Source organism: Pseudomonas sp. B10(2017), from assembly GCF_002113295.1.
GTDB classification, from domain to species: Bacteria; Pseudomonadota; Gammaproteobacteria; order Pseudomonadales; family Pseudomonadaceae; genus Aquipseudomonas; species Aquipseudomonas pudica.
This window is the reverse complement of the sequence record NZ_NEJU01000027.1, coordinates 12,499-37,617: the sequence shown is the minus strand read 5'-3', so window position 1 is coordinate 37,617 and position 25,119 is coordinate 12,499. Positions and strand designations below refer to the sequence as shown.

12 protein-coding genes and 5 tRNA genes are annotated in these 25,119 nt (G+C 56.2%); 6 read left to right on the top strand and 11 right to left on the bottom strand.

The window, feature by feature from the left end:
- Positions 1-80 precede the first annotated feature (80 nt).
- Complete coding sequence (locus CAF92_RS24165; protein WP_085602142.1) at positions 81-614, top strand: fimbrial protein; 534 nt, start codon at positions 81-83, stop codon at positions 612-614.
- Between the two features lie 63 nt (positions 615-677).
- A complete protein-coding gene (locus CAF92_RS24160) occupies positions 678-1,406 on the top strand; it encodes a molecular chaperone (RefSeq protein WP_085602141.1) in 729 nt (242 codons plus the stop codon).
- A 13-nt stretch (positions 1,407-1,419) separates the two neighbouring features.
- Here the strand turns inward: CAF92_RS24160 and CAF92_RS24155 are convergent, their stop codons facing one another.
- The 6 genes from CAF92_RS24155 to CAF92_RS24130 all read right to left on the bottom strand — a co-directional run bounded on the left by CAF92_RS24155 (position 1,420) and on the right by CAF92_RS24130 (position 14,704).
- A complete protein-coding gene (locus CAF92_RS24155; RefSeq protein WP_085602140.1) occupies positions 1,420-2,880 on the bottom strand; it encodes a hypothetical protein in 1,461 nt (486 codons plus the stop codon).
- 50 nt (positions 2,881-2,930) lie between these two features.
- A complete protein-coding gene (locus CAF92_RS24150; RefSeq protein ID WP_085602139.1) occupies positions 2,931-5,120 on the bottom strand; it encodes an autotransporter outer membrane beta-barrel domain-containing protein in 2,190 nt (729 codons plus the stop codon).
- A gap of 171 nt (positions 5,121-5,291) precedes the next feature.
- A complete protein-coding gene (locus CAF92_RS24145) occupies positions 5,292-7,313 on the bottom strand; it encodes a hypothetical protein (RefSeq protein WP_085602138.1) in 2,022 nt (673 codons plus the stop codon).
- Between the two features lie 286 nt (positions 7,314-7,599).
- On the bottom strand, positions 7,600-10,425 hold the full coding sequence (locus CAF92_RS24140; RefSeq protein ID WP_085602137.1) for a hypothetical protein: 2,826 nt from the start codon (positions 10,423-10,425) through the stop codon (positions 7,600-7,602).
- Between the two features lie 2 nt (positions 10,426-10,427).
- On the bottom strand, positions 10,428-12,851 hold the full coding sequence (locus tag CAF92_RS24135) for a hypothetical protein (protein WP_085602136.1): 2,424 nt from the start codon (positions 12,849-12,851) through the stop codon (positions 10,428-10,430).
- A gap of 71 nt (positions 12,852-12,922) precedes the next feature.
- Entirely contained in the window at positions 12,923-14,704 is a 1,782-nt protein-coding gene (locus CAF92_RS24130; RefSeq protein ID WP_085602135.1) for a hypothetical protein, read from the bottom strand.
- Between the two features lie 266 nt (positions 14,705-14,970).
- Between CAF92_RS24130 and CAF92_RS24125 the strand changes: the two genes are divergently transcribed.
- From CAF92_RS24125 to CAF92_RS24110, 4 genes are all read left to right on the top strand, one after another.
- Complete coding sequence (locus CAF92_RS24125) at positions 14,971-15,441, top strand: hypothetical protein (protein WP_085602134.1); 471 nt, start codon at positions 14,971-14,973, stop codon at positions 15,439-15,441.
- 125 nt (positions 15,442-15,566) lie between these two features.
- Entirely contained in the window at positions 15,567-20,465 is a 4,899-nt protein-coding gene (locus CAF92_RS24120) for an RHS repeat domain-containing protein (RefSeq protein ID WP_158090610.1), read from the top strand.
- A gap of 250 nt (positions 20,466-20,715) precedes the next feature.
- Positions 20,716-23,274: a fimbria/pilus outer membrane usher protein gene (locus CAF92_RS24115; protein ID WP_085602132.1), complete on the top strand. Its 2,559-nt coding sequence runs from the start codon at positions 20,716-20,718 to the stop codon at positions 23,272-23,274.
- A complete protein-coding gene (locus CAF92_RS24110) occupies positions 23,271-24,332 on the top strand; it encodes a fimbrial protein (protein WP_085602131.1) in 1,062 nt (353 codons plus the stop codon). The genes CAF92_RS24115 and CAF92_RS24110 overlap by 4 nt, the downstream gene beginning before the upstream one ends.
- 101 nt (positions 24,333-24,433) lie before the next feature.
- Here CAF92_RS24110 and CAF92_RS24105 read toward each other — a convergent pair.
- The 5 genes from CAF92_RS24105 to CAF92_RS24085 form a co-directional block, all read right to left on the bottom strand.
- A tRNA-Gly gene (locus CAF92_RS24105) sits at positions 24,434-24,509 on the bottom strand.
- An 84-nt stretch (positions 24,510-24,593) separates the two neighbouring features.
- A tRNA-Gly gene (locus CAF92_RS24100) sits at positions 24,594-24,669 on the bottom strand.
- A 3-nt stretch (positions 24,670-24,672) separates the two neighbouring features.
- Positions 24,673-24,748: transfer RNA gene (locus CAF92_RS24095), tRNA-Glu, on the bottom strand.
- 91 nt (positions 24,749-24,839) lie between these two features.
- Positions 24,840-24,915: transfer RNA gene (locus CAF92_RS24090), tRNA-Gly, on the bottom strand.
- 4 nt (positions 24,916-24,919) lie between these two features.
- Positions 24,920-24,995: transfer RNA gene (locus tag CAF92_RS24085), tRNA-Glu, on the bottom strand.
- Between the last annotated feature and the right edge of the window lie 124 nt (positions 24,996-25,119).

Below are 25,119 nucleotides of genomic sequence, written 5' to 3'. Positions count from 1 at the left end.
TTCGCACTGCCGGCCCGGCGCCCTTCTGGACGCCGGCTCGACAATACATCGACAAGTCAACTTTCTATCTGGATCGCACAATGAAACGTATCCTTGCACTGTTCGCCTTGAGCCTCGGCTGCAGTTCGGCCATGGCCTCTGACACCATCAACTTTGAAGGCACGGTAACTGCTGGCGGCACCTGCCCGATCAGCGTCGTTACACCTGGCGGCCCTGCTCTGCCAAAAATCTACCTCGGCGACTTCAAAGTCGAAGACTACGCAAATGCAGGCCTGAAAACGCAGCTGGAGAGGTTCGCACTGCGGGTTGACCCTGCCACCTGCTCCATCGATCCCGGCGACAAGGCAACTGTCAAGTTCCAGGCCCACTTTGGCGGTGACGCAGCCGCCAAACTTTTTGGCATGAGGAGTGGCGGCGGATACAGCACGGGCTTCGGGCTGGCCATCTTCGACAAGAGCAACACTCAGCTCGCCCCGGATGCAGAATCTGTTGAATACGAACTGAGCGACTCCGTCCCCACCGACATGAACTTCAGCACACAACTGCACACTACAGCCGCCGTAACTGAAGGGCATATCGCAACCAGCGTAGGTTTCCTGGTCGCCATTCCATAAAACCGACACTCTGCAAGCGCAGTTCGCTGCGCTTGTTTTCGGCCATTTACAGAACTCCGAATCATGCCAACCTCACTACTGCGTAACCTGTTTATGGTTCTCGCCATCACAATCGCCCAAATGTCGGCGGCCCAGGCTGCACTCACCATCAGCGCTACCCGCATCATCCATGGTAGCGACAAGCAAAGCAGTTCGGTCATCGTTGCCAACCCCAGCACTCAAGCGTTTGCTGTCCAAAGCTGGGTCAACACCGAAGCGGACGACGGCACTACCGCTGTCCCGCTGATTGCTGCACCTGCCTTGTTCCGACTGGACCCTGGCAGTGAACAAACCGTACAAATCAATCGCATCCCCAATGACCTGCCGAAGGACAGGGAATCATTGTTCTACTTCAATGTGCAGGAAATTCCTCAAGCCCAGGACGAGCAAGCGAACACCTTGACCATTGCAATGCGAACCCGGATCAAGCTGTTCTACCGCCCTGCCGAGTTGCCAGGCTCCCCAGCAGAAGGCTTGAAAACCCTGCAATGGTCCGTGCAACACACCGACGGCGAAGCACAGCTGATCGTGCACAACCCCTCGCCCTACCATTACACATTCAGGCGCGTCGAGGTGGGCCACCCCACCGAACGAAAAAACATCGAAGCCCGAGAGATGATCGCCCCTGAAAGCACAGTGGCCTATGCCTTGCCCACACGGGCTATAGCCCCAGGTATGCAGGTATTCTTTACAACCATCAGTGACTACGGCGGCACGACAAAAGAGATGACGGCGCCTGTTTCCGGCCTTTGATGAGCGTTTCGGCTCAAGGCTCCAATTTCGGGCTCAAGCTCGGGAACTCCACAGGAACACCTTGTGCGGCAAATCTGACCTGCACGTGCAAGGTGAACGGATTGAGGAGCAGAAGCGTCTGCAGGAAGGACTTCAGCACAACGACATCATTACCCGCACCTATGCCTTTCGATAGATCAGCAGGCTGGACCACGTAGTCTTTCAGCACCTGAAATGGCTCTGCCTGCTGGCCATTCTGCAACTTCCCGGTTACCCATATGTCAACCAACTGCCCTTCAGCCATCAAAGCCCAGGTTCCCAGGGTTACAGGAATACGGTCTGGCGCCAGGGAAAGTCTGAAGGTTGCGCTGGTGACCCCTTCCAACTGAACCGTGGGCAAATTCCTGCTTAAGGGCAAGATGGTCAGTTTGACCGGTGGCGACGGGTAATCATGACGCTTGTCACCAGACACCACGAATCTGACCTCGATGGTGGTGGCGCCCTGAGCCGCGATTTTCTGCACCGGGATCTCGAATTCACGGTTCCCCCCCGGGTACTCGGTCGTCGCGGAGAAATAACCCGGATCCCCGGGCTTCCCCCACTCCACACGCAAGTCTTCGTCCGGATAGACCACAGCGTCCATGGGTACCCTGATGAGCAACGGAGGGATGAGATCATTGAGCGCAAGGCGCAACTGATCTCCGGCCCCCGTGGTCTGGGGAATGCTCGGCAGCGGAAAGCTCCGCGCACCTGCCGATACAGACAACTTCAACTGTCTGGATTGCGCTGTGAGATTACCGGCCCGGTCCTTGATCGCATAGTACACATAGCGATAGCCATCACCGCGCTGGAGAATCAATTCGCTTTTGAAATCGATGTAAAACGGGCCACCAATGTCTTTTGCTGCCACCACATGCTCACCTGCCCACCACTCGGCGAAGGGCTCGGCATCCCAGTAGTAGATGATGCAGTCTCCGGCAACAGGCGTCGTGTAGCCAGGCACCTGGGTACGCAAGCGCTGGCCATGGTTTCTCAGGTAGCGCTCCGTGAGGCCGTCACGCTCGATTTCTTCCGGGTCTTCCACCACCGTCAGCATGCCCTGGTTGCCCCCCAGAGCAGGCGGGCTAAGGTCGATCAACACGGTCAACTTTTCCGAGGGACTAGTATCCTGGGCGGAGTTGGTCACTTCGTAGCGCAGCACATGTGGCCCAGCGATGAGTCTTTCTACCGGAACGCTCAGCAGTCGATCCTCGGGCGGCACTTCAGTTTCCCATTGCTTGCATTCAACCTCGTCATCATCCCAGAACAGCTTGAGGCGTTCCGGCTCACCAGGGCGGGGATCGCTAACAGGCCACATGGGGACAAGCACGCACAAGGGCTGCTGCGTTGCAGTGACCGGCAGCAGGTTTTTCTCGCCGCCGTCGATATCCTCAAGTAGCGCGGGGACTTCTACCGGCTTCAACAACGCCCGATGGTCGATTGGCAGGGACCGCATTGGCTTCACTCTCCTGGAGCGGGGGCCTTGTCGGCCCCCTCGGTTGATGTTTACCAGCTGTAACGCACTCCCAGGTTCACGCCCCACGGTTGGTCGACGTGCTCGCCACGACTGTGATCGAGGTCAACGTGCATTTGCAGCCGCTCGGCCACCGCTACCGACAGGCCAGCACCAAGCTCCAGGCGCGACCCCGAAAGGTCGTTGGAAAAACGATTCTGGTTCACCTTCACATCGTTGTTGTTGATGAACTCGTGCACGTAGGCTGCGCGCAGATAGGGCTGGATGACACGCCCGTCCTGCACCTGGAAGTTACGGCCGAATGTTGCCCCGGCCTTGCCCAGCACCGAGCGCACATCATCGCCCTGGGCCTGCAGGCCATTATCCAGGTGATAGTCTTTGCCTTGTATGTACGCCGCAGACCACTGGGTGAATGGCTCGATGAAATAGCCTTGGGCCAATTCGACATGCCGGCCAAATTCAGCCGACAAGCCAACGCCATTATTGCTGTAGTGCCCCTTGGCCCGGGTACCATCGCTCAGCGCGATTTTCGAATCGTTGTCGAAACGGTTGAGTTTCGCGACGCCGTCGAAGTAGTAGCCGCTACTGCGGTCAAGCCATGTGCTGTAGAGCCCCAGGTAATAGCTGTCGATCTCCCCACTGGTGCCACCACTGAGGTCCAGGTCCGAGCGACTATGGCCGGCGAGCACACCGAGCAGCCACTGGCCGTCCCCCACCGGCAACGGGGCGTCCACCCCCAGGGAAAACCCCTGCTGGGTTTGCTTGTAGGCGACGCCCGAACTGGCGGCCACGTCGTACTTGTTGCCGTAGGTACGCATCCAGCCACCGGCCTTGCCGTCATCCAGGCGCAACTCCCCCATCCGGCTGCGCAGAGATGTCAGCTCGCCATACCAGACAGTGGGCGCAGTGTTGAACAACGCCAGTACGGAGCGGGTGCCGGGGCTGATGATTTTGCGCGAGCCATCCAGGTACCAGTCGTTGCCACGCTGGATCAGCTCGTAGGAAAACGCCCCCAGGTCTACCGGCCCGTTGACCAGCGAAAACGAGGCGTCCCCACCGCCCGTATGCACCACCTGAAGCTCGCCTGCCTGCTGTGGTTCTGCCCCGCTGCTGCCAATCAGCAAACCATGGTTGCCACTGGCATTGCCTGTGATGTCCAGAAAATCCGTTTGCCCGCTAGAGAAGTCGGCATCCATTTCGAAGAAACCGCTACCCTGCAAGCTGTTCAGTGTCAGGCGGTAATAGGCAGCAGGCTGGCCAAACTGCACCGTACCGCCATCAAGCGTCAGATCACCCACAGAGGCATCACCGACCATGTTCCAGCGCGATTGATTGCCAATGGTCAATTTGCCGACATTTTCCAGCTGCCCGGTGAGCGTGGCCTGCTTGTCGAGCATAACGGCGGCGCTGGAACCTTCCTCAGCCCAGACGTTGCCCTGCAAGTGGCTGTTTTCGACGATCAGTTCGGCCTCTGACTGGTTACGCACCTCAAGCAGCTTTCCATTGCTGCCACTTAGTTGCGACCCGTTGCTGACCGTGATCTTCGCCGCTGCCGCTCCTTGTCTGCCGCCCGCCACCACGATGGCGGCCCCGTCCTGCCCGACGACCTGCGATCCGTCCAGGTCAATCCGTGCCTGCCCCGTGGTGCCATCGGCGTTGACCAGAATGCCTTCCTGCGCACCAATGACCTGGCTACCCTGTGCTTCGAGCCAACCATTGAACATACGTACACCGGCACTGCCTGGGCCTGTGCCCTGCAGGGTGCTGCCATTGAGATGCAACGCTGATGTGCTGGCGATGGCTGCTCCGCCATTCTTGCCGGTTACGGAACTGCCACTCAGCCAGGCCGCCGAGCCGCCCGCGCTGCTGCGGCCCACGACGACGCCACGATCTTCGCTGGCAATGGTGCTGCCATTGATGATGGCCTGCGCCCCTCCCTCCATCAGCACGCCATCGTCCGCAGCCACGATTGAACTGCCGTTGAGTTCCAGCGCACCACCCTCACGCAAGAAGATCTGCTGAGTGGTCGCGCCATTACCGGTCAACTTCACACCACCCAACACCTGATAGCCAACCAGCGGATTGGAACCATCAATGATCGTATCGCGCTCGATGATCTGCTGGGCTGCCAGAAGACTTCCACTAGATAAACCGAGGGGCAGCGCAGCTACGCAACAGGCCACGCTTCGGTAAAACCTCAGCTGGAAAATTGTGCTCTTCATATTAAAGCTCTCATGCGACTCAAGTTCAGGTACAACCTTGGCGAACACAGGGAACGCCAAGGTCAGCACCAATGGCAGTCAAGCTACAGGGAAGAAAGACACCAAGGCATAGGAAAATTCCTACAAATATCTGAGAAAAAACTGATGTTGCACAACGCGCTACCTGCCCGATTACGGGTCAACACGCCCGTAAGGATCGCAGGTGCCCGCAGGCGTAACGAAAGCAAGCGTTACCTTGGCCTCGGCGGAAAGGAAGTCACCGTCATCCCTTAGAATCGTATATGTGAAATTTGCCCTTGAACGGATGAAATTAACGTCACTGGAACCATCGTAAGTAGGAAGCACATGTGTATCAAAGGGAATACGGTAGGTAAAGCCAGTGATGGGATAATCATCTAACGAAATATCTTCTTCAAGCGTTACTTCATCGATAATTTCGAAGCCTTGCTCGTCACTGCGCCCACGGTACACCCACCATCTGACCCTCACTTCCGAAAAAGCACCATATTTCAAATACTCGCTAAGATCGGGAATCAGTACTTCTACCGCAGGCCCCTCAGTATGTGATGCCGTTGCTTTAATACTGGCGCAGTTGACCAGTCCACCGTTCAGGTGATCAAACGTTGCGGCTTCCGGCTCAATGATAATAGCCTCGACCTTGACCGTGGTGATCCCAGAACGTACCGGGTTATGCACGCCGGCTCGCCTGGCCTCATAGTCCACAGGCACAGCGGGGGCGTTACCGACTTTGAGAATATTGTCCCAAGGTACCTCTACCCTGATATCAGCACCAGGCTTATCGGTATCTTTTACCGTGTAAGTTACGGCGGGATCGCCTCCCCAATAGAATGTCAGCTCATCATTTTCAATAGCAAAACTGTAGAGCTCAAAATTCAGATATGCGTCCAGATCGGTGTCATCAGTATCCAGTTCATTGACTTTTTCACTGCCCTGTCCGGTGATAACTGGTTTTTTCAAGCCCGGATGAATAGGCAGTGGCCAACTCGGATCTGGACCGCCCGGATCCAGGGTTTCAAAATTGACCTTGATATCCGTTTCAGCACCGCCCAACGGGTGGGTACCCCGCAGCAGTGTATAGCTGACCTTGGTAGGCACTTCGCCTGGCCCCGAGCCATACTCTTTCAACAACACATCAGCGGGCACAAGAACCCGGATATAGTCACCAGGTGCAGATCCAACCGTTTCAGGCGGCAATTCCGTTTTTCCCCATGTGATGACGACAAAGTCGGTAGCCTTCTGGCCTTCGTACAGCGGCACCCAGACCTCAATGCCCAAAGCGGCGTCTGCCTGGTCGATCAGGTAATCATCCAGATCCGTGGCAAGCGGTACAATGGGATCATCAAAAACAGCGGGGAGCGTGCCAAGTGCCACCGCCACGCTGGTGTAGATGGACATTTCACTGACGTTACCTGCCCGGTCGACCAATACGTATAGCACGAACACGCCGCCATCACCCACGGCGCGAACGGCAGCCTCTGGAATGTCCACCAACTGATTGGCGCCAGCAATCGGCACTTTCGCGACTGGTAGGTCAACGTCTTCGAAATCTTCTGGTATATGGTTCATCCAGTACACAATGACGCAATCACCCGGCTCAAAATCCGTATAGTTGGGCAACGCAAGTGTGACTTTGCCACCCGCGGTGGCCAAGGACGCATCGGTCACCACTGGAATACCTGGAAACTTGGCTGGAGGGGCATGATCGTATGGCGGGATACGATCAAAAATCAGTTCCAGAGAATCAGAATATGAAAAATCCTCGGCATCGTTTTTGATCCAGGTCCTGAAATAATGAGTCCCCTCCAACCCCATCTGATCCTTGCTTTTATCGAGCGAGACGGGATAAGGAAGATCAATGGGTTTACTGAAATATTCGACAACTTCTTCATGAAGCACTGTCCAGACCTTATTGTCACGCGAATGCTCGATGCGCAGCGTATCCCTATCGGAAAAAATCCAGCCTGGCACCTTCAAGACAAAATCCTCGTCTTTCAAGTACTTGCTGTACACCAGGCCGCGGTCTTTATCAGCCAGCATGTCATCGTCGATGATCAGATCCTGCAAACTTGAATGAAATTCTGGAGAACGACGGGTTTGCCATGCCGCGATCAAACGTCGATACTCACGGCGCACCATTTCAGATAACGCGTAACCTTTATCGAAGCCAATCATGATGGTCTCTCTTCTGTGGAAGGCTGGAACAAAAACTGTCCAGGCAAAAATTAAACGGCAATACCAACCCCTGACAACTAGCATTTTTACCAGGTATCGAAGCATTTGCGCTTTTCGTCTACGCAATAAAAAGGGGCTGCAATGCAGCCCCTCCTCCGCGGCCCGTTGAACCCAGCACCGCTGCTTCGCAGCCTCATCCGCAGCGCAGCTGACCTAGCGGATGCATTGCACAATGGCGAGTCCTTTACACTTCTCGGCGTGCTCCATGACGGTGACCATGGTTATATTATTGCAATTTAAGCTCAAGATAATTGCGCGCATCCTGTTCACCGGAAAACAGCAACCTTAGCTTGTGCTTGTTTCCGTAGTTATCTGTTATGGTGAACTTTATCGCGTCTTTCAGTACCTGACGGTAATTCGTTTCTCTCCAGTCGCCCCAAAACGTTAAGCTTGAGGTGCGGTCCAATGTCACCAGTATTGCCCCCGAAGTAACCTCCTCCTGGCCTTTGAAACCATAGTCGAGACTTGTAAAATTAACCTCAGGCTCCCGAGTCAGCAATTGCAATTCAGCTTGGTAATTCACGCCTGGTAGTAAATCAGTGGCCTCTTCCGGACGGCGCGGCTTGAATGCTACCCCGGTATAGCTGGCGAAGGTCTCATCAAGCTGCTCCGACTCCCACTTGAGCATCGAGCAGGAGTCGAACGCCACATCCACGAAACTGATAGAGTTACCGGACAACTCCCAATAATCGGTCGTTGAGTGCCAGTAGTTGAAGCGATCGCCTTCATAATCCGAGCCTCCCTGCTCGGCTACGCGCTTACCCATTTCTGGCCAACGGAAATACTCCAGGCTTCTCTCCGGCAGCTTCATGCCCTCTAACTGAATTTCGCCCGTCTCCTCCCCTTCATCTATCGATTTATGCCAGAAACCTCGATAGTCCTGGAACGTAGCCCTGAACCTGGCCGTTTCCACTTCGCGTGAATGCACATACACCGTAACCTTGCGCCTGCCCGCATCATCACCGGGCGCTCGCTCCATCTCATCGACCTGGCCAACCGGGTAATAGTCGAATTGCTTGTGGCGCCGCTTGGAGGCCATCCAGGCATAGGGGCTATCTTCTGGGATACCTAATTGGTCCCCTGTCAAATAGGGGACCCTGCTGCCTATACCGTCCGTGAGAACCAGGGTTGCCAATTCTTCATCACTGATCGGGTCGTAGACCACCTCGCTATCCCCGTTGGTGAAGCTGTGGGTGGTGATGACAATGTCTATGCCAACTTGGCCGATACCATTGGCAAAGACCTGGTTTCGAGACAAATTATTGCGACTCAGCTTGAATTCAAGAAGCGATTTCCAGCGATCTGCAAGCGACAAGGCCTGTGCCGGAGCAGGTGTCAGATGCTCGATCACTGCCGCTCCGGCCAACTCCCCAACATAACCCACAACGACACTCACTTCTTGGTTGGTTGCTGCGGGTGCCGTGTATATCCCCTTTTCACTGTCAATTTCGCCGGGGCCGAATAGCTCCCATTTCTCTGTGGGATATTTTTGCTTGAACGCAAGGGAAGCCCCTGGTGATATACGCGGAACAGGGAACGGCTCAACATCCAACCTGTGCCCTTCCCCAAACAGCACCACCGTGGCATGGCCCGTGTTAGTACCGTCGCTGACTTCTATACGCTGTAAACGCACGAACGGAGTATCCTGCTTCCTGGGCGTGAACGTCATTTCTTGCGGATGTTCAGGGTCATACTGCATGTCACCGAACGTTTCACCGTTTGTAGGTAGCAGCGTCCACGTGAGCCCGCTGCTTGCTGATGCGCGCAATACGACAGGCTCATAATTTGAATACCACGTAATCACGCGCGGCGAAATCGTCAGCGGTTCTGCAGATTCGATTACCAAAGCTGCCCGCGTTGCGGCATCAGCCGCCTGGGACACCTTCGCTGTCACGATAGTCACACGCTGAGGGCTACCTGCTTCCTCGATCGGCCTTGCTTCATAGACTCCACTCTCGGAAATCGCCCCTGCCAGTCTGGGTGATCTGAGCTCGCGCGCCTGCCAGTCATACACCTGCACATTGTTGCTCGTAAACGCAACGCGTTGGCCCGCTGCGATGGTACTCAGGCCCGGGGAAAGCAAAGCCATGCTGGTGCTTGGCCGGCTTTCACCAAAGCCGATCATATCGTGAGGATAATGCTCTTCGGTAATATCAATAACAGAGCCGCCAGGGAGAATAATCTGCGACAGTAGCCGGCTAATGGGCTTGGTCCCTATCTGGCTTCTCAGCCTGCCGATCAAAAGGGCTGCGCCTGAATTTTCAGCGATATGGTCAACCTTGCGTGGCAATAGGTAGGGCATCGCCGTCGGAATCAAACCAGGTCGCTCAGTACCTTTCAGTTGCATGTACAGAACTACAGCACCATCGGTATGGGGTAAACTGCCAGTGCCGGCGCCGTCCGGGGCCTTTTGGCTAATAGGCATCATATCAACAACCGTGAAAGCATCGTTGCTAGTTGGCGAAATAGTCAAGAACACAAAGGGTTGTTTGAATGCCTCAGTTTTCAGCAACTGCTCCAGCATGAACCGTCCCATACGCTCTGCCGCACCCGGGGCAAGATTACAGGTTGGATCTTTTGCCTTGCTTAAATCAAGTGCCAGTTGCGCCTGCCTGCCCCCTGCCCCGTCGATAGGGACACTTACCAAACCAGTCGTAAACTCCAGCCAATAGCCGAGGCCTTGAGAAAGCTGATGGCTATTACGCAAGTACTTTTGCTCACCGGGGAACATCGACCTGCTCGTGCAACGCCCGGCAATCAATTCCATTTGCACACGAACAGTGTTGGACTTACCTGAAGCGTATTCAAAGGACAGGGACGGAGGACCAAACATCAAGCCATCAAAGGCCACCTGCTCGGTCCAATCTCCATCAACGTAATACTCTCCGCTGATCGGAGGTATGAACTCCAACCCGGCTAGACGTTCGAGGAATTTTTCCTGAAGCATGGCATTGACCGTATCCCGCCCGAGCGCCAGGATCGCACCCCATTCATAAGCGACTGAGCCTTGGGCGAGTTCTTTGAGCAACGTTTGCTTGGTATTGACGCTCATGATCACATCTCCTCTATGCCCTGAGTGCCGGAATCAACCGCACGCTTTGCGGCAGTGGGCAGAAGCAAGATTGCGTAACCCCAGGTCGGGAAGAAGTGCCCAAGCTTGTCGCGCCCGGCAACAATGATGTAGGGGCCCTCGGAGGGACCGGGGCTATAAATACCGGTTTCGGGATCTATTTCGCCTGTACCCAAAAGGACTCCCCATTTGGTATCTTTTGTCGGAAGTTCCTTCGACCCAGCGGCGATCACCAACTTCAAACCATCTTCAACGGGTGTAGACTTCACATTCGCAGGGGCAATCGCCCAAGGTATGATGACATCGATCCACTGCTTCACTCCGCCAGCCGAGACTTGCACCCTATCCAGTTGAATAAGTTCCTCTATCTCGCCCTCCTTACCTGGCAAATAGGAGGGCGAAACATAAATTCGAAAATCCTGACCCTCGGGAAGAGCCAAGTCATTATCAGATTCCTCGGGTAGGCGTATCGTGCCCTTACTGCCATTGACCATACTCCAGGTCAGTGCGTGGTCAATATCACCGCCCGTGAAAACATAGCGTGGTACGGGTCTACCGGGTTCCCCCGTGGCATAATTTGCAATTTTGATATAGGGGTGCACTGAGACACTATTCGGTACAACGGTAACCAGTGCGCTACTTGTGCTGCCGGAGACAGTAGCTGTAACGATGACACGCTTGTAGGCACCGTCGATCGATTCGACAGGAGGAGGAGAATAGATACCGTTATCGATGCCTCCAACCTCGCCTGATTCACCACTCAATGGTTTAACATCCCATACTACTGTACCTTCCATTGCGGGTTCGAGCTTAAATGTCTGAGTACTACCGACGCCTGCAACAATAACAGCTTCCAGCGGCTCGATGGAGAAAGTCGTCACTCTCGGTGCAAGATCACCCAACAGTGAAAGTTCACTTGGGAGCAGTAGGGTACGTGGGGTGGCGACATCCGAGCCACGGAAAAGCAAGCCATTGAGGCGCAGCAAGTTGAATGGAATGCTCATACCAGAAAACGACTGGAATTGTTTAGTAAATTTTTCAACCTCTGCCTCGACACGCGGCAGGAGGTAATCTTTAGCCGCAATGTCACAATACTTATCAAAATAACTCCACTCAGAACCTGAAAAACTTGCTTCAGAAGAAATCGTTGTCGGCAAAGCGCTGATATCAACTTCCCCAATCCTGGAGGGTTCTGAAGCCAACCTGAACTGCACACCGCCTTTAAATCTTGCTGTCACCTGCCCACTGGGGCGCATCACCTTCATCCCGTTGTGCTCCACGAACGTCACGGTGAATTTTCCCGGACCAGCGCCGCCTTCCCAACCGACACTTAGCATTTCATCTCTATGCTGAATTGTAAACGTTGAAAAAAAAGTCAACTCCGGCCACTTAAATTCATCAACGGAGAACGAATCTCCATAGTCTCTACGTTTGTCATCTACACCTGCAGGGAGCACGACCTTTAGATCTGCAGTTAAAGTCCCATAGAAACCGTCAGGGTTACGCACGACCTCAAGGTTTTGCAGCGATGTAAACCCCTCAACCATTTCGGACAAAATATCTTTCAACCAGACCTCATGAGAATATATCAAATTCATTGAGTAATCTGGATCGGCTTCATTTTCGGGGCTTGGTAACAAATAAGGCATCGCCTCATCCTTCATTGGTAGCGCCCCTCCTTGCGCACCATCAAAAGCCACCCCTACAATAACGGCACCTTCCTCTTTTTCTTCCAGCGTTGCATTGGTAATCTGTTCCGCTCTGGCCAACGAGTGCGTACGCACCTCGAAGGAGGTTGGGTTCAATTGACCCTGCACTGGCTTAAGAACATTAAGCTCCCACACCTTGTCTTTATCATCCCAACTTTTAAACTCGTCGCGAATAGCCTCGCCCAGCTTTTCATTCAAGTCTTCCCATGATGTAACATTAAACTTGTAGCTGTTGCCCAACGATAGATCAAACGTCACGCGTCCCTCTTCGTTCACGTTACCACCACCAGTTTCCTGCAGGTATATATCCATGTAAACCGAAGGCGCACTCAGAAGGTCAACCCGCGCATAGCTGACCAGCGTATCCTCAGCACTCCCCGCTTGTCGGCGCACTTGTGTAATAAGACCATCAATTACTTTCATGCTCAATCGGGCTCGAGAAACACCCAAATTGGAATTCACAAAAGACAGTATCGGCCTGTCCAATTGCAGATTGCTGACCCTTGTAATCACCCCGTCGATATCTTTTTCAAAGTTGATCAGCGGAATCCATTTCCCGAGATCCAGATTCTCTATATGCTCATGAGCCAACAGCCTATTGGCCTTAAAGCGGTCATATACCAACAAAGCCCCCCAATCATAAGTACGCGGCTTGGCTTTCAGATAAGCTTTAAATTGCTCCATGCTCGGTCTAGGCATGATATATTCCTCGGTTCATGGATATTCGCATTCACGACTCGGCATCAGTTCATGCCTCATCAACCACTCCATTACGGCATTAGCGCAGGATCCAGGGAAGAAATGTATATATAATGTTCTCCACCATCAAAGCTCAGATAGGCATGCAGCGTAAACTTTTCAGCCAACTGCAACCGCTCAAGTATCTTCCTGTCCAGTTTCGCCTGGACGCCGTCTCTCGCTTCAACCTCAGTAACAGGCTCTGATGCATCGCGAATAACTTCTTTCAGGGGACCGGTTGAGGTCACACCCGTGATGGACAGATCAATTAAATTGCCTTCGCGAGCATAAGGCCATTTAGGCAGTACAAGATCGGCGCCATCAGCGGGTACTGCCCTCAATGACAACTCCCCTTTCTCCACTTGATCACAGTCAATTTGCGAATACAGACCGAGAGGAATAGGTTTGATGCGCAAGTGATAGGGTTCGGACTCAACCGGTTCACCTTCGCCAAATATCCAGTACACCACCTCGAAACGGCGGCTTTCATCCACCGCGCCGCGCCCCATGTTCGCTGGCACATATTGAGCCGGAATGTAGAAACGCTGCGGATTACTACCTTCAGGCTTCTCGGCCATATACCTGCCGTATCCAGGCCAACCGCGCCATTCGACCTCCGCCCGTTCACCTGGCAATAACACATCCGGAAGCTCCACCCACGCTCCGCCTGTTGCGTCTTCGGCTGACAACGTGCCGCTACTCTGTCCGTCAGCGGTAGTATCCTTGACCATCGGCGCAGACAATTTGCGTAGCGCATCTACGCTTATGTTCAACTCCTTCGAGCGCTGCCCGGCACCCTTGCGACCAAAAAGGCAGGAGAGTTTGACGTTCAACCCCTGATTCTCGAGCAGGTAATCAAAGGGGATATGAAACTCAACATCGCCTACAATTTGAGTGCTGGCATCCACGCGTACGGTCTGCAAGAAATCTCGTACAGAGCTCCGCCAAAGCAAAGTGACGCGATCCGAAATCGCCATGCCAGGATAACCCTCTACGGTAACCGTCAAGCCACTTCTAAAGTTGCCAGGGTTCAACTTTTCACCCGGCACATGCCCGACGATAACGGGTTCAGGCAAATATCCAGGCAAGGCTGCATTAGAGTCGATAGTAAGCGTCTGCACGGGGGACTCGACCTTCTTCCCATCACCAAAATCGACTTCATAAGCCACTTCGGCATAGCCAGGGTCGATAATATTAAACCCGCCCCGGCCGACCATAAACTTCAAAGGTTTGCTGGCCAGGTGTTCCTTGGTCACCGTTAGCTTCTGGTAAATAGGCTTTTCTGGTACGCCAGATCCATCAAAACCCTTAAAGGTGAACGTAATGGTGTCACCTATTTTCAGGGCCTGGTAAGGAGCAACAATAAAGGCCACGCCTGCAGCAGCCAGATCTCGAGGCTTTATAATCAAACCGTGCGATTCAACGGCGAGAACTACTGGCAGCCCTTCCGCACCCTCCGCAGCCCTTAATCCAATGTACGAAAAAGCACGAAGTGATTCCTGGCCGCCATTCACTCGATAAGAATAAAACGCCACACCACCGTCGGCCGCTTTAACGGCAGCGTTGCCAATCTGCACCATTAACCCGTTCGTGAGGTCGGTATCCGCAACTATAAAACTACCCCCATCATCGAAAGCCCTGCCTTCATCATTGATGCCCCACCAAGTGGTATCGACTCTATCGCCACTCGCCATACCAGTGTACTTGATATAGGTTTCCAAGGGGTCCTCACCCAACAACTCAAGGTCGATCTCTTTCCTGTCATTACGTAACGGAATAGAAGGCTCTTCGAGATCGTCAAGGCTTTGATTCATAACCGCTTCCTCGCCATAGCGCTCGCGTGGATCACATCGCTGCCAGCGCGTAACTGAATTGATGAAAGCCAGTTATAAGTTCAATCCAGACGCCTAACAACTAGCAGAAATACCAGGTCCCTGAGGCGCCGGTAGCGCTTGACGGCCTACCGCCGCGAGCTCATGCCACCTATCAATTTTGCCAGGTGCCGAACTCGATCAGTTTCTCTAGTCTGCGAAGGCAGCAGCCGCAAGCTTATTCACCTCAGCGCCCTGAAGGAGTGCTTATGAAATCGATACAGGCCAGTACGGACAAGACCGGCGGTATTATCACAATCTATGACAAAGATGATGATTACCGATCCCTGAGCGTACCGCCCGCAGGCAGTGATGTAACGGTCAGGTTGGCGGCAGATGGTTTAAAAGCACGCAAGATACATATGATCGACATTCCATCCGCAGCCACCATTACCTGGAACTCAAAAGAGTATGTGGATGGCAAACCAAAGTGGTGGATAACCTTGAAGACCACGCATGCACCCGCAGAATTGGACAAAGCCGACATCGATCAATATGTCAATCGCAATGCCAAGGATACGTTCATACGCACCGGCCTTGGCATTCTGGTTCTCGACAAGTCTGAAACGACCGCAAACCCTGATTCGCTAGGTGAAGTAGTTGTCAAAATTTCTGCGCCTTCGAAAACGTCAATTGCGCACTCGACAGCCTCGGTGCCCGCTCATGGAGAACCATCATGACCCTGCAATCCAATGCATTCAACTATGCAAGTGCAACCCATGGAGATGTCGACCCACGCACCGGCCTCTACGGTTTCACCCTCCAACTGCCAAAACTCAACCCCAACCTCGGCCAAGGCCCCGAAGTGCCGGTGGACCTTGGGTCCAGCGGACTGCGCACAGCCAATATCGGCTTCGGTATCAGCTGGGATTTCAAGCTGAGCCGTTATGACCTGAACAACCACGTGCTGAGTGTGCACACCGGCGAGAGTTTCGAAGTAGCCGACCAAGGCCCGGGGGAAATGGCCATCCTGCATGAACAGATGTTCGCAGGCTTCACCTTCAAGAACACGGGTACCCGCGACAAGCCGCAGTTTCGCATCGATCACACCAATGGCCTGGTCGAAATCCTCGAACCCCTCAAGGCCGATGGCAATATATTTCTGCCCACGCGGTTCGAAACCCTTAGCGGCATTGGCATGACCTTGGCCTATGACGACAAGCAAGGCCGGCTGCTCTCCATCACGGATGACCAAAAGCAGCAACTGCTCACCGTTGACTTCCAAGGCAACCACGAGGTGCATCTGCATGTCCATAAAGGCACCGAAAAACACAAACAATTCACCCTGAGACTCGACGGCGATGAATTGCGCACACTGTCCATGCCCGTCAACGACCTGTTCGACTGGTCATTCCAGTACAAGGCAGTGGGTGACATGCGCTTTCTCGAGCGGCTCAGCCAACCCTGCGGGGGGGTGGAATACATCAAGTACAAGGACACCGGCCATCGCTACCCCGGCGTGAATTACTATCTGCCTTATGTGATCGAGCACCGGAAACTTTCCGATCCACGGGATGAAACCAGCGCAATCAAGACCACTTACGCCTACAGCGACACAAACTTCCTGGGTTTCGACGCCCCTGGCGTGGTCTGGGACGAAAACTACAACCAGGACCAGCTCTACAAGTTCACCGGCGACCAATACAACTACTACACCACGGTCAGCCACTACCTGGACGGCGAGGTATCGTACACCGTCAAACACACCTTCAACCGCTTCCACCTGATGACCGAGCAGGTCCGTGACCAAGACGGTTGCATCCAGACCACCACCATGAAGTACCACGACCGGCCGGGCAGCTTCGCCGACCAGGATGTGCGCGTGCAATTGCCCAGCAAGATGACCACGACCTGGACGCAAACGGGCACCCCGAATTACCGTGACATCTCTGTTGACACCGTATATGACACCGACGGCAACCTCGTATCCGAACGCCTCGTCAACGGCATGCGCATGGAACGCGAGTTTTACCCTGCCGCTGGCGCCGAGGGCTGCCCGCCCGACCCGAATGGCTTCAAGCGCAACCTCAAGAGCGTCACCGTCTACCCCGCCGAGGGCGCCGCCGAGCCGGGCAAGATCCTGCGTACGCGCTACACCTACCGCGCCTTGCCCGTGCTGAACACGTCACGGGCACGCCAGCAGGAGAAGGTATGGCTGGTGGCCGACAGCGTAGAAGAATTCGAGGTCATCGATGAGCACGAAATGCTGCTGCGTCGCGAAGAGTTCGCCTACCTGAACAGGCCCGATGATGTGTTCCTGCATGGGCGTCTCGATTACAAGATAACCAAGCTGGGCAAGACCCAGTCGCGAACCGAATTCCATTATAAGAAGAGGGAGGATGACAGCGGCCGACTGACCTGCCTGCGCACCAAGGCCACCTTCAAGCCCCATGGCGGCACGCTCGAGAGAACCACCACCACGCTTTTTGACACCTTGCGCGGTCAGTTCATCGAAGTGCAAGACAACAATGGTGTGAAGACCCGGTATGCCTATGACCCCGTCAACCGGCCACTCGGCGAAAGCGTGGTGGACCCCGAGTACCCCGCCGAACGCAGCTATCGCTATGGCAGGGTCACGGAAAACCAGCGCACCCTGTGGTACGCCGAGGCCGTGGACGTCAACGATGTCATCACCCGCACCTACCATGACGGGCTCAACCGCCCTGTGCGTGAAGAGCGCACCCTGCGCAAGCTGGACGACCCTGAGTCGGAGACCTGGATCACCCGCAAGGTCAAGGAAAAAACCTACGACACCCTCGGCCGTGTCGCCAGCGAGACCGAGTTCGAGTACGTGCCCGCAGCCCCCGACAGCGACAGCGACGACGAGCAGGTCATCGAGCTGCCCAGCCACTTCAGCTACGATGCCTGGGGGCAACGCTGCCAGGTGCTGCTACCGGACAAGGTCAAACTCGTCACCCGCTTCTCGCCTTTCGGTGCCGACGGCAACATCATCGAGCAGTGGCAGGAGCGCCCTGACCAGCCGGGCATCAAGCAGGACCACAAAGTGGTGGAATACAACCGCTTCGACAAACCGGTCCACGAATACTACCTGCACCTGCCCGCCGACGCCGAGGAAGGGGCCAGGCCGGTCGAGGTCGACCGCACCGAGTACCTCTACGATGGCCTGGGCCAGGCCGTGAAGGAAACACGCCGCTTCGCGCCCGAGTTCAACCTCGATCCGCGCATCACCGAGTTCAAATACGACCACTGGGCGCGCCTGTTCGAAACCGTACGCCCCGATGGCAGCGTGCTGACGCGCATCTTCGACGAACGCAGCACGGCCGAACTGACCACCCGGCTGGAAGTGCGCGACCTCAGCGGCGCACCGGCACGGCCGGCGTGCATTCGCACTTTCGACGGCCTCGAACGCCTGTCCACCCTGAAGGTCGGCCCGCGCCTGGAGACCTACCAGTACAAAGGCCCGACCGACCTGATGGAGTCACGCACCATCAGCAACACCGACCCGGCGCGCAACGACAAGAGCAAGTACGTCGAACGCTGCGAGTACAAGCCGGCCCTGACCGTGCAGCCCACCAAGGTCACCGTCACAGTCGAGGATGCGCCAAAGCCGCTCGCCGCCAACGAAGCCGAATTCGCATTCCGCCCCACCAGTGCTGAAGTGGTCCGCGCCGACAACCCCAACGGTGGCCGCGCCTACACCTACACCGACCAAGGGTACCTGGCCCGGGAGTACTGGCACGGCACCGATGCGCAGCAGTATGACATTCACAACCAGCACTCCCTGCAAGGGCGCCTGTGCTACCGCAAGCACAGCGACGGCGTCGCCTGCCGGTATGGGTATGACGCGCTTGGGCGGCTTGCCACCGTCACCCAGGGCCACCTGCAGGCCGTGCTCACCTACAACAGCCTGGGCCAGCTGGAAACCACCACCACCTGCGACACCCGCGCGCCTGAAACGCGCTTTGTGCGCATCACCCAGACCTACGACGACCTGGGCCGCGAACACCGGCGCACGCTGCAGACCCCTGACCAGCAGCGGATGCTGGTGCTGAAGTGGCTGGACGGCACGACCCTGCAATCACGCACCCTCTACAACGGTGATGACAAGGATGAGGCTGCGTTCCTGAGCCGGGAACTGTTCGAGTATGACAAGCTCGACCGGCTAGAGATTCACCGATACGAGGGTGACTGGGACAAAGAAGACCCGAACGGCGAACGCAGGAAAGAACTGCCGCGCAACCGCAAGGGCCGCTCGATCTGCTCGCAGTCCTTTGCCTTCGACGCCCTGGACAACCTCGATCACTGCGTGACAGAGTTTGCCGATGGCACGAAAGACATTGCACGCTTCAGCTATGCCACCGACGACAGCTTCCAGCTGACCGAGGTGACCCACACCCACAAGGACTACCCGACCAAACAAGCCTTCACCTACGACACGCGCGGCAACATGCTCAACAACGAGCAGGGGCACACACTGGAATACGACGTGCGGGGGCGCCTGGAACGCGTGCTGGACGACAAGGGCAGCGAACAGCTCAAGTACCTGTACGACGGCCATGACCAGTTGCTGGCCAGTGTGCACGGCGGCACCCGCGTGGTGCAGCGCCGTTACGAGGGCCATCGCCTGGACGCCACAAAAGAAGGCGACCTGTTGACTCAATACCTGCTGGGTGACACGCACACCCTGGCAGTGCAACGCTCGGACGCGCCGGACGACCCGCTGCTGCTGCTGACCGACAACGCCGGCAGCATCGTCACCGAGGTCGACCATGAAAAGACCCGCAATGCCAGTTACAGCGCCTATGGCGTACGCCCCGACACCAACGGCATGCACTGCCTGCTGGCATTCAATGGCGAGGTCCGCGAGCAGGCCCTGGGTGGCTACATGCTCGGTAGCTACCGCGTCAAGAACGACGAATTGATGTGCTTCCAAAGCCCCGACTCGATGGCACCAGAAGAAGCAGGGGTGAACCCCTACCGGTATGCCCTGGGTAACCCGGTCAGGTGGCGCGACCCTACCGGGCATAAAGCCAGCCCGGTCAATGGCGATGGGGCGCCTGATCGCCAGGATTCAGAAGACGATCTGGGAGGCAAATTGAGGTGGATAGGAATAGGTGTCTTCAGCGCAATTCTCTTGATATCACTCATCGCCGCGCCATGGGGCGCTCCTCTAACGGCTTCGACTGGCCTCGCCTGGGGGGGTATCGGTGTCCAAACTGTTGGCTTGGGCTTGCAGGTCGCAGGCAAGAGTCTAGAACAGAAAGACCCTGAGCTTTCCAAGGCATTAAGCATTAGTGGTGCCGTGGTTAGCTTTATTGGCGCAGCAATGACTGCCACCTATATTACTAAAACATTTAAACAAAGTAAGAACTTTACAAGCTCTCAATCTAGGACGGGTTTTTCCAGCAATAACCAAAAAGCGCATGACAAGCTAGTAGCCAATTTTAAAAATGAGCACCGAATCCTGCCAGCACAACCAGAAGGCTTGGGTAAATTGATTCCCAAGACCAGTCGCCCCAGAAATCACCAAAATAATTTGCTTGAATATACCCCCGTCAATTCACGATCAGCTACAAGCTTTAACGATAATTCCAAGTTAAAAAATTTAGCTTCTCCTGACCCGCGCGGGGCTGGGCCCATGCAGCGCGGGGCTAGGCCCATGCAGAGCGGGGCTGAGCCCATGCAACCCGGGACCGTCACCAACACAAACGTTGGTGCCCCGACACCTCAAATAAATTCCTGATATCCATACCTAAATCAAACGGTACTCCCGGCAGCCCATCTGTCGGGAGACTCTACTACTCCAATTCCCGTCTATATCTCTCACCTACGCGCAAGACTCTTCCTACATCCCGCTCCGCCCTCCCTCCCTACCCTACCCATCCCGAACACCGGCACTGTCAGCCACCATTCCTGACGCATGCCGCCCTCTGCATACAACCCAGCCCCAGTTCCAGCCTCAGGCCTGGAGCCGCGGTGCCTCAGGACCTCCCATGCCCAAGCTTCACTGCCGCAGGCCTGCCTCGTCACGCCCATACCCCGCCCGCTCAGCGCTGCTGAGCAGCTCGCTAATGGTTTTACTGGTCACGCCGACATTCGCCGCCACGCCGCGCTTTCAGGCCGAGTTCATGCACCAGGCCGCTGGCCAGGCCAGCGAGGCAGGCGCCCTGGCCCTGCAAGCGCTGGCCGAGCAGGCCCCCTTGGCAGCCGGACGCTATCGCGTACAGGTCGTGGTCAACAACACCACGCCCTACACGCGCGAAATCGACATACACAACGACAACGGCCAAGGCCTGCAAGCCTGCCTGACAGGCGAGCTGCTGCGTGACTTCGACCTGCGCGAAGAAGCCCTCGAAGCGCCATTACCCAATGATGACAGCTGCCTGGACCTGGCCACACTGGTCCCCCAGGCCCGTGCCGACTTCAACCCGCAACGCTTGCAACTGGCGCTGTCGATCCCGCAGATCGCCCTGCGCCGGCAAGCTGCAGGTTCGGTGCCGGAATCGCGTTGGGATTCCGGTATCGATGCCGCTTTCGTCAACTACCAGGTGTCTGCACAGCACTACAACAACGACAACGGCGACAACCGCAACAGCCAGGACCTGTACCTGAACAGCGGCATCAATTTCGCCGGCTGGCGCTTGCGCAGCACACAGGCACTGCGTGATAGCGCAGAGCACAAGCTCGACTGGAGCCACAGTAACACCTACGCGCAACGCGACGTGCCGGGGCTGCGTGCCAACTTCACGCTGGGCGAAACCTTTACCGGCGGCGATGTGTTCCGCAGCGTGCCTTTTGTCGGTGCGCAGCTGGCTTCGGACCTAGACATGCGCTCCGATACCGAACAGCAATACGCCCCAGTGCTCCGTGGTGTGGCCCAGACACGCGCCAAGCTGGAGGTGCTGCACAACGGTTACCCAATCTACTCCACCTACGTGGCACCCGGGCCCTACGCCATCGACGACCTCAGTGTCGGCGCCAGCCACGGCGAGCTGGAGGTGATCCTCACCGAGGCCGATGGCCAGGTGCGCCGCTTTACCCAGCCTTACTCATCACTGAGCAACCTGCTGCGCGAGGGGGTATGGCGCTACAGCGCAACGGTGGGCCGCTACAACGGCGCCGAGGACCTGGAACGCCCTCTGTTCTGGGAGGGCACGCTGGCCCGCGGCGGGGCCTGGGACAGCACGCTGTATGGCGGTGTTCTGGCCAGCGATTACTATCGCGCCGGTGCGCTGGGTATTGCTCGCGACTTCGCTGGCCTGGGCGCGCTGTCGTTCGATATCACCCAGGCACGCACCGACCTTGGCAGCCTCACGGGCCAGGTACAAGGGCACAGCTTCGCCGCACGCTACGGCAAGAGCTTCCAGACCGGCACCAATCTGCGTTTTGCCGGCTACCGCTATTCCACCGAGGGTTACCGGGACTTCGACGAAGCCGTGAGGGAACGCAACCAGTCGGCACATTACCTGGGCAACCGACGCAGTCGCCTGGAAGCTTCGGTCTACCAGAATTTCGGCAAAAGCTCGGTGAGCCTGACGCTTTCGCAGGAGGACTATTGGGGCAGCGCCGCCCAACGCCGCCAGTATCAAGTGCAGTACAACACGCGTTGGGGTGACCTGAGCGTCAATCTGTTCGCTTCCCAGGCGCTGGCCGACAGCGTCGGCGAAAACCGCCTGTTCGGCCTGAGCCTGTCACTGCCACTGGATTTCGGTCACCGCCACAACACTACCTTCGATGTGCAACGCTACAACGGTCGCTACAGCGAACGCGCCAGCGTCAATGGCGGGCTGATGGACAACCGGGTCGGTTACCAGGTGTCGGTGAGCAACGATCAGCAAAACAACACCAGCGGCGCACTGTCCATGGCCTATCACGGGACCAACGCCAACTACGGGGCCGGTTACACCCAGGGTGCGGACTACCGCAGTGTTTCGCTCAATGCCAGCGGCGCCCTGCTGGCCCATGGTTCGGGCATTGTACTTGGCCCTTACGTGAGCGAGACCAGCGCCTTGGTGCACGTACCTGATGTTGCCGGCATCACGCTGCAGCATGCGCCATCGAGCCAGGCCAACTCGCAGGGCTACCTGCTGGCATCGGGCCTGCGCCCCTACCGGCTGAATTCGTTGGTGTTGGACACTGACGATCTCTCGCCAGAAATCATCATCGACAATGCCACGCAGCAGGTAGTGCCGCGCCGGGGCGCGATCGTCAAAGCCAGCTTCCCCAGCCGGCAAGTCATGCGCATGGTCCTTACCCTGCAGCTGGCAGATGGCCGCCCGCTGCCATTCGGCACCCAGATAACCGATGCCCAAGGCAATGCCGTGACCGTGGTCGGCCAAGCCGGCCAGACACTGATAGCCAGCGATATCCCGGGCACCCAGCAACTGCGCGCGCAATGGGTAGACCAAGCCACCCGCGAATGCCAGGTAACGCTTACCCCAGGTGAAATACCCAATGTCAACGGCTACCGCGTGCAAACCTTGGTGTGCCAACCCCACCAAGAACCGCCTTCACTCGAAATGAACATGAACTACCAGGAACATTCCTCATGAGCATTAACGGATGCACAGCACAGCGCCCTATCGTTTCTGTTGCCTGCGCCCTCGCATTAGGGCTGCTCTGCAGCGAGGCTGAAGCAACATGCAATTGGGGATCCGGGAGCAGCAGGCAACTGATCTTTGAGTTCGACGCAGGTACCGTATGGGTGCCTCGTGATGCAGAAATAGGACGCGAAATCGCCAACCTCGACGTTTCCATCAGGAACCGAGACGGAGCCGTGCTGAATTGCTTCTATCCGGCCAATATCCATTTACCCGCCTCCACAGCCATTGCCGTGGGTGTATCGGGTGGTAGCAGCCGTCACGCCGACAGCGTAATGCGCACCAACATCGACGGCATCGGTGCCATCGTCTCCGTCGGGTTTCCCTACGATGGCAGCGCCCCAAACACCTTTACTTCCGACAACGGCACCCAGACCATCCCTTACAGCGGCACCGCGCGAACGAATACTGGTTTTGGTATACCAATGAGCCATTTGTACGGCAAGGTAAAACTGGTCAAGACCGGCCCGCTTGCCCCAGGCGACTATATTATCGACAAGGAAATGTTCCAGGGGATCACCGACGACCTGGGTCCAGTAATGAATTTCACCTTGAAGGCCCGGGTCAAACAAGCGCAATGCACACTCTTGGGCAACCCTGTCAGCGCCGACCCGGTGAAGTTTTCAGACCACACGTTAGCCGACTTTACTGGCCCGGGACCGGTAGGTTCGGAAGTCAGTTTCAACATTAAGCTCAGCAACTGCGACGACGACCGTTCGGCGCCCACGGCATTCGCCCATATCGAACTGGACGGCGCCAGTGGCTCATCGGTCGTGGATGCAAAGCGAGGCATATTCAGCTTGGGCACAGGCTCAACGGCCGCAGGCTTCGGTATCCAGATCCTGCATGACGACGGGCGGGAACTGCCGCTGCAGGAAGCCGTATCCGTCAAGCGCCTGAATTTTCCCGAGACCCAGCTGGACTTCAAGGCACGCTACTATCAACTCGACCCCAAGGTGAAGGATGGCCTGGCCAAGGCCGCATTGAAATTCACCATCAGCTACCGCTGAACTGACCAGAGGCGCCATGCAACAAGGCGCCTTGATTATGCCAATTTCAGACAGACAAAAACGAAGAAAGGGACTTGCGTCCCTTTCTTCGTTCTTCGATTTGGAGCGGGAAACGAGACTCGAACTCGCGACCCCGACCTTGGCAAGGTCGTGCTCTACCAACTGAGCTATTCCCGCATTGTGAAGCTGTACCACTATCGGCGTGAAGCGCCTTGAAGACCTTCACCACCACTGCACCGCATAGACGCCACAGTATTGAACTGGAGCGGGAAACGAGACTCGAACTCGCGACCCCGACCTTGGCAAGGTCGTGCTCTACCAACTGAGCTATTCCCGCAAATGGCGTCCCCTAGGGGACTCGAACCCCTGTTACCGCCGTGAAAGGGCGGTGTCCTAGGCCACTAGACGAAGGGGACACACGACACTTTTCAGTGCACCAGGTTTGAACCTCACGATTCAGCCTGGATTTTCTTTTCCTGCCCCGCCATTAGGCGCTGCCGGAGAAACTGGAGCGGGAAACGAGACTCGAACTCGCGACCCCGACCTTGGCAAGGTCGTGCTCTACCAACTGAGCTATTCCCGCAATTTGGCGTCCCCTAGGGGACTCGAACCCCTGTTACCGCCGTGAAAGGGCGGTGTCCTAGGCCACTAGACGAAGGGGACACGCTGCTGGCATTACTGCCTGCTTTCACTCCCTGCCGCGTTTCGCTGTGTGCTTTACGCTGCAAGTGGCGCGCATTCTATGGATGGTTCGGACAGGCGTCAACCCCTTTGTAGAAATTTATTT